This is a genomic window from Halomonas ventosae (assembly GCF_004361885.1).
GTDB lineage: Bacteria > Pseudomonadota > Gammaproteobacteria > Pseudomonadales > Halomonadaceae > Halomonas > Halomonas ventosae_C.
This window is the reverse complement of record NZ_SNWH01000025.1, coordinates 1-15,024: the sequence shown is the minus strand read 5'-3', so window position 1 is coordinate 15,024 and position 15,024 is coordinate 1. Positions and strand designations below refer to the sequence as shown.

18 protein-coding genes are annotated in these 15,024 nt (G+C 65.4%); 8 read left to right on the top strand and 10 right to left on the bottom strand.

The window, feature by feature from the left end; translation table 11 throughout:
• The first annotated feature begins 33 nt into the window (after window positions 1-33).
• A complete protein-coding gene (locus tag DFO68_RS13650) occupies window positions 34-264 on the top strand; it encodes a VIT1/CCC1 transporter family protein (protein WP_133484187.1) in 231 nt (76 codons plus the stop codon).
• Here the strand turns inward: DFO68_RS13650 and DFO68_RS13645 are convergent.
• On the bottom strand, window positions 221-1,381 hold the full coding sequence (locus DFO68_RS13645; protein WP_243726516.1) for a histone deacetylase family protein: 1,161 nt from the start codon (window positions 1,379-1,381) through the stop codon (window positions 221-223). The two genes, DFO68_RS13650 and DFO68_RS13645, sit on opposite strands and share 44 nt — an antisense overlap.
• A gap of 159 nt (window positions 1,382-1,540) precedes the next feature.
• On the opposite strand from DFO68_RS13645, the gene DFO68_RS13640 reads away from it, so the two are divergent.
• Both DFO68_RS13640 and DFO68_RS13635 read left to right on the top strand, forming a co-directional pair.
• On the top strand, window positions 1,541-1,978 hold the full coding sequence (locus DFO68_RS13640; protein ID WP_133484186.1) for a nucleoside deaminase: 438 nt from the start codon (window positions 1,541-1,543) through the stop codon (window positions 1,976-1,978).
• A 150-nt stretch (window positions 1,979-2,128) separates the two neighbouring features.
• Window positions 2,129-2,632, top strand: a complete 504-nt coding sequence (locus DFO68_RS13635) for an Hsp20/alpha crystallin family protein (RefSeq protein WP_133484185.1) — start codon at window positions 2,129-2,131, stop codon at window positions 2,630-2,632.
• 166 nt (window positions 2,633-2,798) lie between these two features.
• On the opposite strand, the gene DFO68_RS13630 is transcribed toward DFO68_RS13635, so the two are convergent.
• Together DFO68_RS13630 and DFO68_RS13625 are read right to left on the bottom strand one after the other, a co-directional pair.
• Complete coding sequence (locus DFO68_RS13630; protein ID WP_133484184.1) at window positions 2,799-3,437, bottom strand: DsbA family oxidoreductase; 639 nt, start codon at window positions 3,435-3,437, stop codon at window positions 2,799-2,801.
• A 123-nt stretch (window positions 3,438-3,560) separates the two neighbouring features.
• Window positions 3,561-3,845 (bottom strand): ribbon-helix-helix domain-containing protein, encoded by a 285-nt coding sequence (locus DFO68_RS13625; RefSeq protein WP_133484183.1) that lies wholly within the window; start codon window positions 3,843-3,845, stop codon window positions 3,561-3,563.
• Window positions 3,846-4,085: 240 nt separating this feature from the next.
• Between DFO68_RS13625 and DFO68_RS13620 the strand changes: the two genes are divergently transcribed.
• From DFO68_RS13620 to DFO68_RS13605, 4 genes are all read left to right on the top strand, one after another.
• Window positions 4,086-4,676 (top strand): twin-arginine translocation signal domain-containing protein, encoded by a 591-nt coding sequence (locus DFO68_RS13620; protein WP_133484182.1) that lies wholly within the window; start codon window positions 4,086-4,088, stop codon window positions 4,674-4,676.
• A gap of 53 nt (window positions 4,677-4,729) precedes the next feature.
• Window positions 4,730-6,313, top strand: coding sequence for a GMC family oxidoreductase (locus tag DFO68_RS13615; protein ID WP_133484181.1), 1,584 nt, complete (start codon window positions 4,730-4,732; stop codon window positions 6,311-6,313).
• A 72-nt stretch (window positions 6,314-6,385) separates the two neighbouring features.
• The gene (gene gloA / locus DFO68_RS13610; protein ID WP_133484180.1) at window positions 6,386-6,919 is read left to right on the top strand and encodes a lactoylglutathione lyase; all 534 of its coding nucleotides are present in this window, start codon (window positions 6,386-6,388) and stop codon (window positions 6,917-6,919) included.
• Window positions 6,920-7,054: 135 nt separating this feature from the next.
• Entirely contained in the window at window positions 7,055-8,101 is a 1,047-nt protein-coding gene (locus DFO68_RS13605; RefSeq protein ID WP_133484179.1) for a hypothetical protein, read from the top strand.
• 52 nt (window positions 8,102-8,153) lie between these two features.
• On the opposite strand, the gene DFO68_RS13600 is transcribed toward DFO68_RS13605, so the two are convergent.
• The 7 genes from DFO68_RS13600 to DFO68_RS13570 form a co-directional block, all read right to left on the bottom strand.
• Entirely contained in the window at window positions 8,154-9,131 is a 978-nt protein-coding gene (locus DFO68_RS13600; RefSeq protein ID WP_133484178.1) for a ribose-phosphate diphosphokinase, read from the bottom strand.
• 40 nt (window positions 9,132-9,171) lie between these two features.
• Window positions 9,172-10,083, bottom strand: coding sequence for a complex I NDUFA9 subunit family protein (locus tag DFO68_RS13595; RefSeq protein WP_133484177.1), 912 nt, complete (start codon window positions 10,081-10,083; stop codon window positions 9,172-9,174).
• A 22-nt stretch (window positions 10,084-10,105) separates the two neighbouring features.
• Window positions 10,106-10,948 carry a nitrilase-related carbon-nitrogen hydrolase gene (locus DFO68_RS13590; protein ID WP_133484176.1) on the bottom strand — a complete coding sequence of 281 codons (843 nt, stop codon included), beginning with the start codon at window positions 10,946-10,948 and terminating at the stop codon, window positions 10,106-10,108.
• A gap of 93 nt (window positions 10,949-11,041) precedes the next feature.
• Complete coding sequence (locus tag DFO68_RS13585; RefSeq protein WP_133484175.1) at window positions 11,042-11,923, bottom strand: glycine betaine ABC transporter substrate-binding protein; 882 nt, start codon at window positions 11,921-11,923, stop codon at window positions 11,042-11,044.
• 48 nt (window positions 11,924-11,971) lie between these two features.
• The gene (locus DFO68_RS13580) at window positions 11,972-12,703 is read right to left on the bottom strand and encodes an ABC transporter permease (protein ID WP_133484174.1); all 732 of its coding nucleotides are present in this window, start codon (window positions 12,701-12,703) and stop codon (window positions 11,972-11,974) included.
• 4 nt (window positions 12,704-12,707) lie between these two features.
• On the bottom strand, window positions 12,708-13,868 hold the full coding sequence (locus DFO68_RS13575) for an ABC transporter ATP-binding protein (RefSeq protein ID WP_133484173.1): 1,161 nt from the start codon (window positions 13,866-13,868) through the stop codon (window positions 12,708-12,710).
• Between the two features lie 39 nt (window positions 13,869-13,907).
• A complete protein-coding gene (locus DFO68_RS13570) occupies window positions 13,908-14,573 on the bottom strand; it encodes an ABC transporter permease (protein WP_133484172.1) in 666 nt (221 codons plus the stop codon).
• A 239-nt stretch (window positions 14,574-14,812) separates the two neighbouring features.
• On the opposite strand from DFO68_RS13570, the gene DFO68_RS13565 reads away from it, so the two are divergent.
• Window positions 14,813-15,024 (top strand): transposase (locus DFO68_RS13565; RefSeq protein ID WP_133484171.1); only part of this gene is annotated, 212 nt, incomplete at its 3' end.

The following is a 15,024-nucleotide window of genomic DNA, read 5'->3' as shown; positions in this document are numbered from 1 at the left end:
GGCAAGTCTTTCAGGGCGGGTTGCCGGTACGCCATGCCGCTGCTGCCTTATGCGCTACCGGGTCTGGCACCCTCCCGGCAGTTCCTGGCCAGCCTGGCGGTGGCCGGGTTGATGTTCGCTTTGATTGGCATGGGCAAGAGCCTGGTCTACCACCAGCCGGTGCTGAAGTCCGGGCTGCGGACCCTGCTGAACGGCGGGGCCGCAGCGGGACTGGCCTTGGTCACCGGCCATCTGGCTCAGGCTCTGTTCGGGGTGGGAATGTGAAAGGCTCGCCGAATCCCTCGGCATCCCGCTCGAAGGCACCGCGATGGAAAGCCGCGGCGGCAGCTACCTCCGCCAGGCCAGCGCTGCCCGGCTCCGGTGGCGTCTCGCCGGCCAGCACGGCGAGCACCGCGCGGGCTCCCCGGGAGAGCGACTCGAGGTTATAGCCTCCCTCCAGCACGAAGGCCAGGCGGCCCTCGCAGTGACGGCGGGCCAGCGCTTGCAGCACGCCGGTCATGGCACCGAATCCCTCGTAGGAGACATTCAGCGCCAGGTCCTGCCAGTGGGGATCGAACCCTGCCGAGACCAGGATGAGGTCGGGGCGAAACCAGTCCGCCGCGGGAACGAGGATCTCGTGGAAGGCCTTCAGGTAGGCTTCGTCACCCGTTCCGGCAGGTACCGGCACGTTGACGATGGTGCCCTCGCCGATACCGGCGCCGATCTCCTCCAGCCGCCCCGAGCCGGGATAGAAGGGGGCGGCGCGATGGATGTCGAAGAACAGCACGTCGGGATCCGCCCAGAAGATCTCCTGGGTACCGTTGCCGTGATGGGCATCCCAGTCGATGATCAAGATGCGTTGGCAACCCAGCGCCTCCTGGGCGTGGGCGGCGGCCACCGCGACGTTGTTGAACAGGCAGAAGCCGCGGGCTCGCACCGGCTCGGCATGGTGGCCGGGTGGGCGAACCAGGGCAAAGGCGCTCTCGGTGCGTCCCGAGACCACGGTCTCCACGGCGGCGATGGCCGTGCCGGCGGCGACCTCGGCGGCTTCCACGCTTCCTGGTGATACCGCGGTGGTATCCTCGTCGAGCCAGGCACTCTTGCCGCGCAGCCTGAAGATCTCATTCAGGTAGGAGGTGGTATGGACCCGGCCGAGCTGCTCCCGGGTCGCCGGTTGGCCTGTCTCGAAGGTCAGTCCGGCTATCGGCTCGCGCTCGAGTAGCTGAAGGATGGCGGTGAGGCGCCCGGGATGTTCCGGGTACTTCCATGGCGTGTTGAGTCCGGCGAGCAGCTGGCGAATACGCCGGTCCATGCGATTCGGCAGGAACGGCACCTCGATGTCGGGCTGGTGGGCGAGCACTCGCTCGTCATAGAAGGCGATCACGCGTTGCTTGCTGGCCACGATGGCGGCTCCCTGGATGACGGTTGGTGGGGCCGCTCACAGCCCCTTCATAGCATAGCCGGGAACGCCCCCGGACTGTCCAGCCTGGGCGACGCCTGATGGCGAGGGGCGGCAAGGGTGGCGTATGCTGGAGCGCAGCGTCAGACAAGGAGACTGCCCATGGATCGCTTCATGCAGGCTGCCTTCGAGGAGGCCCGCCATGGCCTCGAAGAGGGCGGGATTCCCATCGGCTCGGTACTGGTACATCGTGGCGTGATCCTCGGTCGCGGCCACAATCGCCGTGTGCAGTTGGGCAGCGCGGTGCTGCACGGCGAGATGGACGCCCTGGATAACGCCGGACGTCATCCGGCCGAGACCTATCGCGAGAGTATTCTCTACACCACTCTCTCACCCTGCCCGATGTGCAGTGGCGCCATCCTGCTCTACGGCATCCCCAAGATAGTGGTCGGCGAGAATCGCACCTTCCTGGGCGAGGAGGCGCTGCTCAGGGAACGCGGCGTCGAGGTCGAGGTACTGCAGGAGCCCGAGTGCATCGCCATGATGGAGGGCTTCATCGCTTCCTCGCCCGAGCTGTGGCACGAGGACATCGGCGAGTAGCGCTGCCCGTGAGACATGGCTAAGGATACTGATGATCTATGTCAAATGGGCCGTTCAGGCCTGTACTATACTTAATGATGAGGCGAGCCCTGAATTGGCCTCGCCATCGTTGAACCCGTTGTCTTATCTACATCGAGAGGAGTTACTGTTATGGCCAAGAAAACGTCCAAGGATGTCTCGGTCACGACCGACAAGTCTTCCCAGCCAGCCGAATCCCGGGCGATGAGCCCATTCCGGGAGTTCGATCGCATGCTTGAAAGTTTCTTCGACCGCGGTTGGATGCCCTCGCGCTGGGAGCACCCCCTCTGGCAGCGCTTCGCCGCCTTCGAGCAGGGGATGCCGAAGGTCGATGTCATCGACCGGGATGCGGAGGTAGTAGTGCGTGCCGAAGTCCCTGGCTTCGAACGTGATGAGCTCGATGTCACGGTGACCGACGACGCCGTGACCCTCAAGGGCGAACATCGCGAGGAAAACAAGCAGGAGGAGGGAGATTACTTCCACTCTGAGATCTCGCGTGGCTCCTTCACCCGCACGGTGGCCCTGCCCGGAGAGATCGATGCCGACAAGGCGGACGCCAGCTTCAAGAACGGCGTCCTCGAGTTGACGCTGCCCAAGCTCAAGCAGGCCAACCGCCGCAAGGTCGAAGTCAAGTAATCTTTCCCGTTCAACGGCAGGCCGAGTAGGACGGCCTGCCGGAGCGCTTGTCGCGCGCGCTTCTTTCAGCGCAGTCCTGAAAGCTTCAGCGCAGTCCTGGAAGCCGGCAGCCCACCAGACGCACCCACAGGCTGGTAAGCGGGCCTTGAGGAAGCGGCGAAACGATTCACGCCGTGACGTCGAGCAGGCGCTCCACTGCCAGTAACAGCTGACGGCGCGGCTGAGCACCCTCGAGCACACCAGCGTGCTCACCATCCAGCGAGAAGCGCAGGCCCGGCACGCCGCCGATGCCGAGCTCCCTGGCGAGCTGCTGGTCGGCCTGGACCTGCTCACGGAAATCCCTCTTCGCCAGGGCGTGGCGCAGGGCTTCGTCGTCCAGACCGAGCGTCCGTGCCACAGCGGCGAGTGCCTGTGGGTCGGCCAGGTCGAGGCTCTCCTCGAAGAAACCGCGAAACAGCGCTGTGCGCATCGCCTCCTCGGCCCCTGGGCGCTCGGGTTCCTGCGTTCGTGCCCAGGCACTGGCCTCGTGGGCCAACCGCGAGCGGGGCTGCAGGCGCGGCAGGCGCAGGGTCATGCCGCGCTCCACGGCCATGGGATAGACGGCACGCTCCCAGATATCGTGCAGGTAGTCGCCATCGGGGTCGAGGGTCGGCACGGGTTCGGGGCGCAGCTCGAAGGCTCGCCAGCGGATCTCCACGTCATCGTCGAAGCGCTCGGCCAGAGCCTCGAGCTCCGGGGCTTCCAGGTAGCAGAAGGGGCAGACATAGTCGCTGAAGACATCGAGGATGATACGCGGTGCCGTCATCGGGGCCTCCTGTGTAGGGGGGCAGGGTCTGACAGGTTAACAGCCGGCCACCTTGCAGGAACAGGGGGCGAGGCTGGAATAGCACGGCGAGCGCCGCACAGCGGGGAGTCGCCCGCTGGTGTATCAGGCGCTACGGGCGGCGGGTTCAGCACGGATATGTAGATGGACGGCGCAGGCGACCCGCAGCATCGAGGCGAGGTTGGGCACCACCCCCTTGGTCGCCATGACCTCCCCGTAGAGTTCGCTGATGAACTGACCGCTGGAGAGCTGCTGGCTATGGGCCAGATAGTCGAGGATTTCCCAGAACTCGTTCTCGAGCCGCACGCTGGTCACGCTGCCCTGCAGTCGCAGCGAGCGAGTGGTGCATTCATAGCGTTGGGGGTCGGTGGAGGCATAGACGTGGCACATGGTTTTCACTCCGCAAGGATCAGGGTGCCGGAGCGGCGCCGGCGTTCCTCAACCTTGCCCGCTGTGGATGCTCGTGAGCATTAGACCATCGTCTATGTAGTAGTCCGCTGTTACCCGACCCGCCAGGCTTGGGCCTACTCTTCACTGAGGTGGCCGGCACGCGGGCCATCATCACAACAACAGGCAAGGCGCGGCTCAGCCTTCCAGGGGCTGCGCCATCTACCCCCGGAGAGATCAGCGATGAGTTCACCCAATATTTCCCGCCGCGTCTTCCTCAAGACGAGTGGCGGCGTTGTGGCCGGCACCCTGGCTTTCGCGAGTGGCCCCATCGCCCTGCTGGCACCCTCGCGCAGTTGGGCGATGCCACTCGACCACCTGAGCTCCCGCCAGGGCGAGGTCCTGCTTGCCGTCACCCGACAGATCTTCCCCCATCCGACTCTCGAGGATGCCGTCTACGCCCATGTGGTGAAGAGCCTCGATCGCAAGAGCCAGCCGGCGGAGAATCTCGACAGCAAGAACACCTTGGGTCACACGCTCGACGCGGGCATCGCTGAGCTGGATGCCGCCGCCGGCGGCGACTGGCTGGCACTCGACGATGCCAAACGTCTCGAGATCCTCACTCCCATGGCGGGGACACCCTTCTTCGAGGCGATCCGCAGCGATGCGGTGGTCTCGCTCTACAACAATCCCCTGGCCTTTGCCCATTTCGGCTATCAGGGCCCGGAGGGCGATGGCGGCTACCTGACGAAAGGCTTCAACGACCTGACCTGGCTGCCCGACCCGCCCAAGCCGCAAGGCGGCTATCTGCCCTTCGAGGAACCGACGGCCTGACGAGGCTGCCGCGAGATTGACAACACAACAACGACGCTTGTGGAGACGCCAACATGGCAATGACCGACAATCAAAAGACTTTCGCCCATGACGACGATAGCGTCGTGGTGGTGATCGGCTCGGGAGCCGGGGGTGGAACCCTCGGCAACGAGCTCGCCCAGCAAGGCATCGATGTGGTGGTGCTGGAGGCCGGCGCCCTGCACACCACCGGTGACTTCCTGCCCGACGAGTGGGCCTCCTTCGACCAGCTCGCCTGGACTGATCCCCGTACCACGTCGGGCAGCTATCGCCTGGGGCATGATTTTCCCAACCTCCCCGCCTGGATCGTCAAGGCGGTGGGTGGTACCACTGTGCACTGGGCCGGGGCGAGCCTGCGCATCCAGCCCCACGAATTCGCGGCGCTTTCGACCTACGGCAAGGTCGAAGGCGCGAACCTGCTCGACTGGCCGGTCACCTACGACGACCTGGCGCCCTATTACTCCAATGCCGAGAGACGAATGGGCGTGACCCGCACCAACGGCTTCAAGGGCCTGCCGGGTAACAACAACTTCAAGGTGATGTACAACGGCGCGAAGAAACTGGGGTATTCCTGCAACACCGGCCACATGGCCATCAACAGCGAACCGCGCGACGGACGCGCCGCCTGTCAACAACGTGGCTTCTGCTTCCAGGGGTGCAAGACTGGCGCCAAGTGGTCGACCCTGTATACCGAGCTGCCCGCCGGTATCGCTACCGGTCATCTGGAGCTGCGGCCCGACTCTCACGTGGCCCGTATCGAGCACGATGACAGTGGCAAGATCACCGGAGTGGTGTATTTCGATGCCGCAGGCAAGGAGCAGCGTCAGCGCGCACGGCTGGTGGCAGTGGCCGGTAATACCATCGAGACACCGCGCCTGCTGCTCAACTCGGCCAGCTCGATGTTTCCCGATGGGCTCGCCAATGGCTCGGGCCAGGTGGGGCGAAACTACATGCGCCACATGACGGGGTCTGTCTATGGCACCTTCGATAAGCCGGTGAACATGTATCGCGGCACCACCATGGCCGGCATCATCTCCGATGAGGCCCACCATGATCCCGGCCGGGGCTTCGTGGGTGGCTACGAGATCGAGACCCTCTCGCTGGGCCTGCCGTTCATGGCCGCCTTCTTTGACCCGGGCGCCTGGGGGCCGCGCTTCACCGGCGCACTTGACCAGTACGACCATATGGCCGGGATGTGGCTGGTCGGCGAGGACATGCCTCAGGAGAGCAATCGAATCACCCTCAATAGCGAGGTCAAGGACCACTTCGGACTACCGGTGGCCAATGTCCATTACGATGACCACCCCAACGATGTCACCATGCGTGAGCATGCCTATCGCCAGGGCGCCGAGATCTATCGCGCCGTGGGCGCCAAGGATACCTATGAGGTCCCTCCCTACCCCTCGACGCACAACCTCGGCTCCTGCCGCATGAGCGCGCGTCCCGAGGATGGGGTCTGCAACGGCTATGGGCGCTCCCACGAGATCCCCAACCTGTTCATTTCGGACGGTAGCCAGTTCACCACCTCGGCGACGGAGAATCCCACCCTGACCATCGTCTCGCTGGCCATCCGCCAGGCCGAGCATATCGGCCAGTTGATGCAGAAAGGAGAGGTCTGATAAACCCCCATGCCGCGTCCGGCGCAAGCCGAACGCGGCGCTTTTCCATGTAACGGATAAAGGAGCTTTAGCATGAGCTTTGCAGGTGAGCAGTACCCTGGCGTCCAGGCGCCCCCCGGTGAGACAGACGGCTTTCGTCTCAACCACACCATGCTCCGGGTCAAGGATCCCGAGGCCGCGCTGGGCTTCTATACGCGGGTGTTCGGCATGCGGGTGCTGCGCCGGCTCGACTTCGAGGAGATGCAGTTCTCGCTGTATTTCCTGGCGCGGCCGGAAGCCGGCGAAAGCGTCCCCGAGAAGACCGGTGAGCGCACCGTCTGGACCTTCAGTCAGCGCGGTGTGTTGGAACTGACGCACAACTGGGGGACCGAGAACCAGGAGGGGCGGATCTACCACGACGGCAATGCCCAGCCGCAGGGCTTCGGCCACATCTGCTTCTCGGTGCCCGACCTGGAGGCCGCCGAGGCCTGGTTCGACGCCAACGAGGTCGAGTTCGTCAAGCGCTCGGACCAGGGCAAGATGAAGGACGTGGTGTTCGTCAAGGACATCGACGGCTACTGGATCGAGGTGGTCCAGGCGGACCGGCTCGCTGCCCTGGGCGACTGAGTTCGGCTTATCTCGAAGGCCGGCATTGGCCTGCCGCCGGCTGCTGGAGCAGCAGGGCGGCAGCGGGGTGATGAAGCCCACCTCCGGGGTCGCCAGGAAGCTGTGGTACCCTCCCGTTATATCGGGAGGGTACCCATGTCCAAGGCGTCATCCGACAACGCAGCCGTGTCCATGAGCGAGGTTCCGCTCCGGCGCAAGGTCGCGTTTCTGTCGAGTTCCCGGGCGTATCCCGGGTTCACGGGCGAGGTCGAGGTCAAGCAGACCCACATGGCCTGGGTCTTCCTGGCGGGCGATCGTGTCTACAAGCTGAAGAAGCCCGTCGAGTACACCTATCGTGACTGTCACTTCCTGGGTGACCGCGAGTTTCTCTGCCACGAGGAGGTGCGCCTCAACCGTCGCCTGGCCCCGGAGGTGTATCTCGGGGTGTCGGCGTTGCGGGTGGATCCCGAGGGCAGCCTGGCGCTCGATGGTGAAGGAGAGGTCGTCGACTGGCTGGTGGTGATGAAGCGACTGCCCGAGCATCTGATGCTGGATGTGGCACTGTCGCGGGAGACGGCCAGCGGGCAGGGCATCACCCGGGTCGCCCAGCGGCTCTCAGGCTTCTACCGGGGGCTCGCGCCCGTCGAGATGTCGCCAGACACCTATCTGGAGGGCTTCAGGCGCGAACTCGACCACAATCGGGCCGTGCTCACGGATAGCCGATTCTCCCTGGCCCGAGGCGGCGTGTTGGCGATGCTCGAGCGTCTCGACCGCGTGCTCGAGGAAGAGCCCGACCTGCTCGGCGAACGCCCGCGTCAGGGGCGGATCATCGAGGGGCATGGCGATCTGCGCCCCGAGCATGTCTGCCTGTGTGATCCCCCGGTGGTCATCGATTGTCTCGAATTCAGTCGCCCCCTGCGCCTGGTAGACCCCTTCGATGAACTGAGTTTCCTGGGTCTCGAGTGCGAGCGACTCGGGGGCGCCTGGATCTTCGAACGGCTGGTCAGTGAGTGCAGCCGAGCGCTCGATGACCATCCCAGCAGGCGGCTGTTGGCCTTCTATACGGCGTATCGTGCCTGTCTCAGGGCACGCCTGTCGCTCGCTCATCTGCTCGAGCCCGACCCGCGTACCCCTGAGAAGTGGAAGCCGCGGGCCAGGCAGTACCTGGCGCTGGGACAACGCGCCTGCCGCGCACTGGACTGAGCGGCATTGCCCGCTGAACCCGCCCAGGCGGAGGGGCAGGGGACTCTCGCCGTTACAGCGGGCCTTCCAGCAGCTCGGTCAGTGAGCCGTTGTCATGGAGGCGACGGATCGCCTCGGCAAACAGCGGGGCGGCGCTGACCACTTCCAGGTGTTGGCTGGCCACCTCCGCATCGAGGCGAGTCGGCGGCACGCTATCGGTCACGATCAGCTTGGTCAGCTGCGGGTCACTGACCACGCGGTTTGCATCGCCAACGAAAAGCCCGTGTGCCGCCAGGCCGTATACTCGGCTGGCCCCCCGGTCCAGGCAGGCCCGGGCGGCACGCAGCAGGGTGCCACCCGAGCTGATCAGGTCATCCACGACCAGCACGGTGGCACCCTCGACCTCGCCGGTCAGCAGGGTGCCGCTGACCTTGCCTTCGCTGCGACGTTTCTCCATGTAGGCCGAGCCGATCTCGCGGCCCAGCACGGCCTCGAGCATTTCCCGAAAGCCCTGGGCCCGCTTGACCCCACCCGGGTCGGGTGAGGCCACCACCAGTGGCCCGTCGTCGCAGCGTTCGCGCATGTGTTCGGCAAACAGGCGCCGCGTATCCAGGGTATGGGTGGGGCAGCGGAAGGCGTTCTGGAACGCGGCCGGGTTGTGGACATCGAGTGACACGACGCCATCGATGCCCATGGCCTCCAGCAGCATGGCCAGGTAGCGGGACGTGAGCGGGTCGCGGGGCTTGGTCCGTCGGTCCTTGCGTGCATAGGCCAGGTAGGGGATCACGGCGGTCACCCGACGCGCCCCGGCGTCGCGCACCGCGCCGAGGAAGAACAGCAGTCGGCAGAGCTTCTCGTTGACACTCTGTTGCGGGTCGCCATTGAGGCTCTGCAGGACGTAGACATCCTCGCCGCGCACGCTTTCCAGTGGGCGTGCCTTGTGCTCGCCGTCCTCGAAATCGCGTTCCTCATGCTCGGCAAGCGAGATGCCAAGCGCCTGGGCGACCTTTTCGCCGAAGGCTCGGCTGGGATTGAGAGCGAACAGTTTCATGCTTCCAAGCGTAGACGCTATACCGGAACCCTGGCGAGCCTCAGGAGCCGCCGGAAGGCATCAGGCAGTTTGGCAGCGTCTCGCGCAACGAATGGGGCAGGATGCCCAGGTCCTGGAAGCCGCCGATATCCTCGTCGGCGACGTTGTCCGTCTGCATCAGGATCACCTGGTCGCGGGTCAACGGCGGGCCGGGCAGCCAGGCGGCCAGGGCCGCCATCAGTCGCCAGGCGAGGAAGGGGAGCGGCACCAGCGGCCGCTCGCGCTGCAGGTGGGCGAGCAGTGTGGCGAGGATCTCACGGTAACTCAGCACCTCGGGGCCGCCGAATTCGAAGAGGCGCCGCTCGGTGGCGGGGTGGCCGGTGAGCCGGGCGATGGCCCGCGCCACGTCGACCACGTGTACCGGCTGCAGTCGGGTCGTGCCGCGACCGAACAGCGGGACCAGCGGGAGCCGGGTCAGCCCCTCCAGGCCGCTGAGGAAGGCATCACCGGGGCCAAACAGTACGCTGGGCCGGACGATGATTGCCCGCGGCATGGCCTGAAGCACCGCATCCTCGCCCCGGGCGCGGGCCCGTACATAGGCCGAGGCCGAGTCGTGGCGGGCGCCGATCCCCGAGACCAGCACCAGCCGCTCGATGCCGGCCGCTCGCGCCTGGCGGGCCAGCCGCCCGGCTCCCGTGACATGGATCGCCTCGAAACTGGCATCGCGCGTTTCCACGTAGAGACTGACGGCATTGACCACGGCACTGGCGCCCGCAAGGGCCGCCTCGATGCTTGCCTCGTCGCGGACGTCGGCGGTGGCGAGTTCCACCGGATCGCCGTCCTCGAACCAGCGGGGCAAGGCCGGATGGCGGGCGGCGATACGCACGGCGCGACCGGCCTCGACCAGCTCGCGGACGATGGCGTCGCCGAGAAAGCCGGTGCCGCCGAAGACCGTGATCGGATCCTCGCGCATCATCGTCCTCCCACGTGGCCGCTCAACGGTAGCCGGCCATCAGCTCGCGCACCAGCGGCGTATCGGCGTCGCGGTGGGTGGGTAGCTCGAAGCGGGCCCGGGCGATGGCGGTGCGTGATAGCTCGGCGGTGATCAGCGTCTCGCGCTCCTCGGCCTCGGCGAGCAACTCGCCGCGCGGGCCGAGGATGCGCGACCCGCCCCAGAAGTGGCTCTGGCCCTCGGGGCCGAAGCGGTTGGCCATGATCACCGGCGTGCCGTAGGTCATGGCGTAGAAGCGCACATTCAGGGCCCAGTTCTGCTCGTTGGAGAAGTCGTCGCTGACGATGCCCGAGGCCGAGTTGATCGGCGCGCAGAGCACCGTGGGGCGGGGCAGTAGGGCGGCATGGACAAGCGCCGGGTTCCACAGGTCGGCGCAGATCAGTTGGGTGGCCGACCAGCCGGGGCGTACCGGGGTATGGGTAAGCGCGCTGCCGTGGGTGAACCACTTGCCCTCCTCGAGACCGCCGTAGGTGGGTAGGTTGAGCTTGCGATGCACCGCGGCGAGCTCGCCCTCCTGGAGGATGGCAAGGGCATTGTAGTACTCGCCGGGACTCGCCTCCTCGACGAAGCCCACCACCGTCTGCATCTCGCGGCAGGCCAGGGCCAGCTCGCGCAGGCGCGGATCCTCTAGTGGCATCGCCACCTGCATCACCCGGCTGCCCAGGCCGTAGCCGGTCAGCGAGAGCTCGGGGAAGACCAGCAGCTCGATGCCCTGGTCGCAGGCCTCCTGGATGGTGTCGAGATGCTGCGCCAGGTTGGCATCCACCTCGCCAAGGGTGGCGTTGATCTGGGCGGCGCCGACCCGGAGTCTGTCCTGATAGTGCATCTCATCCCCCTGTCAAAAGAGGCAAGGCCGCCCATGGGCGGCCTTCCTTGCCGTAGGCAATGGCCGGCATTATGCCAGCCCTGCCGGGAGGCGTCACAGGAGGTTGTTTTCCTCGAGGAAGGACTGGGCGACATCCTCGATGGTGTCGCGCTCGACGTCGACCCGGGCGTTGAGCTCGGCCATGGTCGCGTCATCGAGCAGGCTGGAGAGGGTGTTCATCTGCTCGGCGAGCTCGGGATTTTCTTCCAGGGTCTCCTGGCGCACCACCGGGGTCAGGGCATAGGCCGGGAAGAAGCCCTGATCGTCCTCGAGTACGCGGAAGTCGAAGGCGGGGATGCGGCCGTCGGTGGCGAAGACCAGCCCCACATCGACGTTGCCGTCGCGCAGGGCGGGGTAGACCAGGCCGGAATCCATACGCTTGATATCGCCGCGGCTGACGCGAAAGTCGTAGGCCTGCTGCAGCGGCCGCCAGCCATCCTCGCGAGCATAGAACTCCGCGTTCAGGGCGAAGGTCAGCTCCTCGCCGTCATTGACCGCCTGGGCCAGGCCGGAGAGGGTGGCGATGCCACGCTCCTCGGCGTCCTCCTCGCGCATGGCCAGGGCGTAGGTATTGTTGGCATTGGAGGGCTCCAGCCATACCAGGCCCTTCTCGGCGTCGAGCTCCTTGACCCGCGCGTAGGTCTCCTCCGGCGACAGGCGCTCGGTGACGTCGTTGTAGTTGATCAGCGAGGTGCCGGTGTACTCCCAGTAGAGGTCGATCTGGCCATTCTCCTGGGCCTGTCGCAGCACGGCGGAGCCCATGCCGGAGCGATTCTCCACATCGTAGCCGAGCCCCTCCAGATACTGGGTAGTCATGCTGGAGAGGATCTGCTGCTCGGTGAAGTTCTTGCCGCCGACGGTGATCTCGGTGGCGCCGGCGGTGGTCATGGCGCCAGCCAGGACCAGGCCGGACAGGGTAGTCATCAGGCGTTTCATGGGTCTTCTCCTCGTGTGGCTGCAAATGGTCTAGCACGGTTCGAACAATCAGGCGCGCGACGGGTTGACCCCGCGCGGCACCACTAGATAGGCGACGGTGGCGATCAGGGCATCGACGATGATCGCCAGCAGGGCGGTGGGGATGGCACCGGCCAGCATCATCACCGGATCGTACAGGTCGATGCCGGTGAAGATCAGCTCACCCAGCCCCCCGGCGCCGATCAGGAAGGCCAGCGGCACGGTGCCCACGTTGATGGTCAGGGCGGTGCGCATGCCCGCGAAGATCACGTAGAGGGCGTTGGGCAGCTCCACCCGAAGCAGGCGCTGGGTCGACGACATGCCAATGCCGGCGGCGGCCTCCATCAGCGCGGGATCGACCCCCTTGAGCCCGGTATAGGTATTGCGGGTGATCGGCAGCAGGGTGGCGACGAACAGCCCGAAGACCGCCGGCACGGTGCCGATGCCCAGGAAGCTCATGGAGAGCGCCAGCACCGCGAGTGTGGGGATGGTGGTGCCGACGTTGAGCACCTGCATCAGCGATTCCGCCCAGCGGGCCATGCTGGGGCGCGACAGCACGATGCCCAACGGGATGGCCACCAGGATCGCCAGGCTGCCGGAGATCACCGTCAGCCACAGGTGCTGGACAGCCAGGTACTGCACGTCGGGCAGGTAGAAGATGAAGTCGTTGATGACCCCGCTCGATTGGCTCCATACTCCGGCGAAGAAGATCGCCACCAGCAGGAGTGCCCGCAGGGCCCCTTTCAGGCTCTGGATCGGCATTGGCTCACTCCTTGATGGCGCTGTCGGGATTCCGGGGGGCGGCCTCGCGGGCGCGGAAGCGTGAACCGAGGTGGTGCGTCATGGCCCGCTGGGTGATCTGGCCGCAGACCCGCCCCTGATCATCCACGCAGGGCAGCCAGGTGGCGTCTTGGGAAAACATCAGTGAGGCGACCTTGCGCAGGTTGTCCTTCAGGGTCACCGTGGCCGGGACGTTCTCGAAGTGGTCGCGACAGTAGCCCTTGGTGGTGCGCGCCTTGGTGCGGGTGATCAGGCCCACCGGTTGGCGCTGGTCGTTCACCATCAGGATAGCGTTCTGGTAGCCGTAGTCCTCGATGCGGGCTAGTGCTGTCTCCAGGGTGTCACCGGGCTTCACCGTGGCGATCTTGTCGGAGACCACCTCCTGGACCTTGACCAGGTTGAGGCGCTTGAGTGCGCGGTCCTCGCCAAGAAAGGACTCGACGAAGGCGTTCTTAGGTGCGGCCAGCAGGTCATCGGGCGAGGAGTGCTGCACCAGCTTACCCTCGCGGAATATCGCCACCCGGTCGCCCATCTTGATCGCCTCGTCGATGTCGTGGCTGACGAACATGATGGTCTTCTTGAGTTCCTGCTGCATCTTGAGGAACTCATCCTGGATCACTGCCCGGTTGATGGGGTCGATGGCGCCGAAGGGCTCGTCCATCAGCATTACCGGTGGGTCGGCAGCGAGCGCTCGAGCCACACCGATGCGCTGCTGCTGGCCGCCGGAGAGCTCGCTGGGGAAGCGCTTGAGGAAGGCGTTGGGTTCCATGGAGATCATCGCCATCAGCTCCCGGGCACGCTCCCTGTAGCGCGCCTTGTCCCAGCCCAGCAGCTGGGGCACTAGCGTGATGTTCTCCTCGATGGTCATGTTGGGGAACAGCCCGATCTGCTGGATCACATAGCCAATGTTGCGGCGCAGATCCTGAGTATTCATGCCGGTGGTGTCCTCCCCGTTGATGAATACCTTGCCGGAGGTTGGTTTCACGATGCGGTTGATCATCTTCAGGGTGGTGGTCTTGCCGCAGCCCGAGGGGCCGAGCAGGATGCAGATCTCGCCGTTGGGTACCTTCATGCTGATGTGGTCGGCGGCGACCACGGCGCCCTTGGGCGTGTCGAAGACCTTGGTCAGGTTATCGAGTTCGATCATTCGTGTGTCCTTGTCCTCTCGGTCATCAGGGGCTCGCTATCAGGCGGCGGAGGTGTTGAGCTCCATGCCTCGGGGCGTCAGGCGCTTCTGAATGTAGAGCAGGCTGTAGTCGACGATGATGGCCAGCAGGCTCACCGCCACGGCGCCGACGATCAGCTGGCGCGGGTCGGACTGGGAGATGCCGCGGCTGATGAAGGTGCCCAGCCCCCCGGCGCCGATATAGGCGGCGATCGCCATCACGCCGATGTTGAGCACCACGGCCGTGCGCACGCCAGCCATGATCACCGGCACCGCCAGGGGGATCTCCACCCTGCGCAGGCGCTGGTTGGGGCTCATGCCGATCCCCCGGGCCGCCTCGCGCAGGGCCGGGTCGACATTGTTGATCGCGGTATAGGTGTTGCGGATGATCGGCAGCTGCGAGTAGAGCAGCACCGCGATCACCGCGGGCAGGTAGCCGATGCCCTGGCCGATCAGCGAGAGCACCGGGATCATGATCCCGAACAGCGCGATCGACGGAATGGTCACGATGATAGAGGCGGTATAGAGCACGGCCTGGGCCAGGCGCTCGCTCTTGGTGATGGCGATGCCGATCGGTACCCCGGTCAGGGTGGCGATGCCGACGGCGACCCCCACCAGCGCGATGTGCTCCAGGGTGCGCGTGGCCAAGAGGTCGATGTTGTCCAGTGCGTACTGAATCAGTTCCACGTTGTTTCTCCTTGCGAGCCCTTTTCCTTCGGCAAGCATAGCCATCGAGCGATGGCCCAGTAATGCTCGGGTGTGATCATGTCGTGGGAAGGGGCGAGGGGCGACGAAGTGCCCCATGCGAGGCCACCTAGCATAGCAGAGCGCCCTATCTATTTGTTTCCTGATTACTCATGTTGATCAGCCACCATTCCGCCAGCTTTTCCTATACTGAGGTTATATCCAGTAGAGGAGGTAACGTCATGGCACGCAACCCGATCCAGTTTCAGCCCGGCCTGTCGCTGCCGGCCTTCCTCGAGCAGTACGGCACAGAAGCGCAATGTCGGGCGGCGCTCTATCGGTATCGTTGGCCCAAGGGATTCGTCTGCCCCGACTGCGGCAACACCACCGGCTGCCAGCTGTCGCGGGGGCTCTACCAGTGCCATCGCTGCCATCATCAGACCTCGCTGACCGC

Bases quoted from the DNA above. Each gene is read 5' to 3' on its own strand.
- DFO68_RS13650 (WP_133484187.1), top strand. From the start codon at position 34: ATGCCGCTGCTGCCTTATGCGCTACCGGGTCTGGCACCCTCCCGGCAG.
- DFO68_RS13640 (WP_133484186.1), top strand. From the start codon at position 1,541: ATGGATCGCTTCATGCAGGCTGCCTTCGAGGAGGCCCGCCATGGCCTC.
- DFO68_RS13635 (WP_133484185.1), top strand. From the start codon at position 2,129: ATGGCCAAGAAAACGTCCAAGGATGTCTCGGTCACGACCGACAAGTCT.
- DFO68_RS13630 (WP_133484184.1), bottom strand. From the start codon at position 3,437: ATGACGGCACCGCGTATCATCCTCGATGTCTTCAGCGACTATGTCTGC.
- DFO68_RS13625 (WP_133484183.1), bottom strand. From the start codon at position 3,845: ATGTGCCACGTCTATGCCTCCACCGACCCCCAACGCTATGAATGCACC.
- DFO68_RS13620 (WP_133484182.1), top strand. From the start codon at position 4,086: ATGAGTTCACCCAATATTTCCCGCCGCGTCTTCCTCAAGACGAGTGGC.
- DFO68_RS13615 (WP_133484181.1), top strand. From the start codon at position 4,730: ATGGCAATGACCGACAATCAAAAGACTTTCGCCCATGACGACGATAGC.
- gloA (WP_133484180.1), top strand. From the start codon at position 6,386: ATGAGCTTTGCAGGTGAGCAGTACCCTGGCGTCCAGGCGCCCCCCGGT.
- DFO68_RS13605 (WP_133484179.1), top strand. From the start codon at position 7,055: ATGTCCAAGGCGTCATCCGACAACGCAGCCGTGTCCATGAGCGAGGTT.
- DFO68_RS13600 (WP_133484178.1), bottom strand. From the start codon at position 9,131: ATGAAACTGTTCGCTCTCAATCCCAGCCGAGCCTTCGGCGAAAAGGTC.
- DFO68_RS13595 (WP_133484177.1), bottom strand. From the start codon at position 10,083: ATGCGCGAGGATCCGATCACGGTCTTCGGCGGCACCGGCTTTCTCGGC.
- DFO68_RS13590 (WP_133484176.1), bottom strand. From the start codon at position 10,948: ATGCACTATCAGGACAGACTCCGGGTCGGCGCCGCCCAGATCAACGCC.
- DFO68_RS13585 (WP_133484175.1), bottom strand. From the start codon at position 11,923: ATGAAACGCCTGATGACTACCCTGTCCGGCCTGGTCCTGGCTGGCGCC.
- DFO68_RS13580 (WP_133484174.1), bottom strand. From the start codon at position 12,703: ATGCCGATCCAGAGCCTGAAAGGGGCCCTGCGGGCACTCCTGCTGGTG.
- DFO68_RS13575 (WP_133484173.1), bottom strand. From the start codon at position 13,868: ATGATCGAACTCGATAACCTGACCAAGGTCTTCGACACGCCCAAGGGC.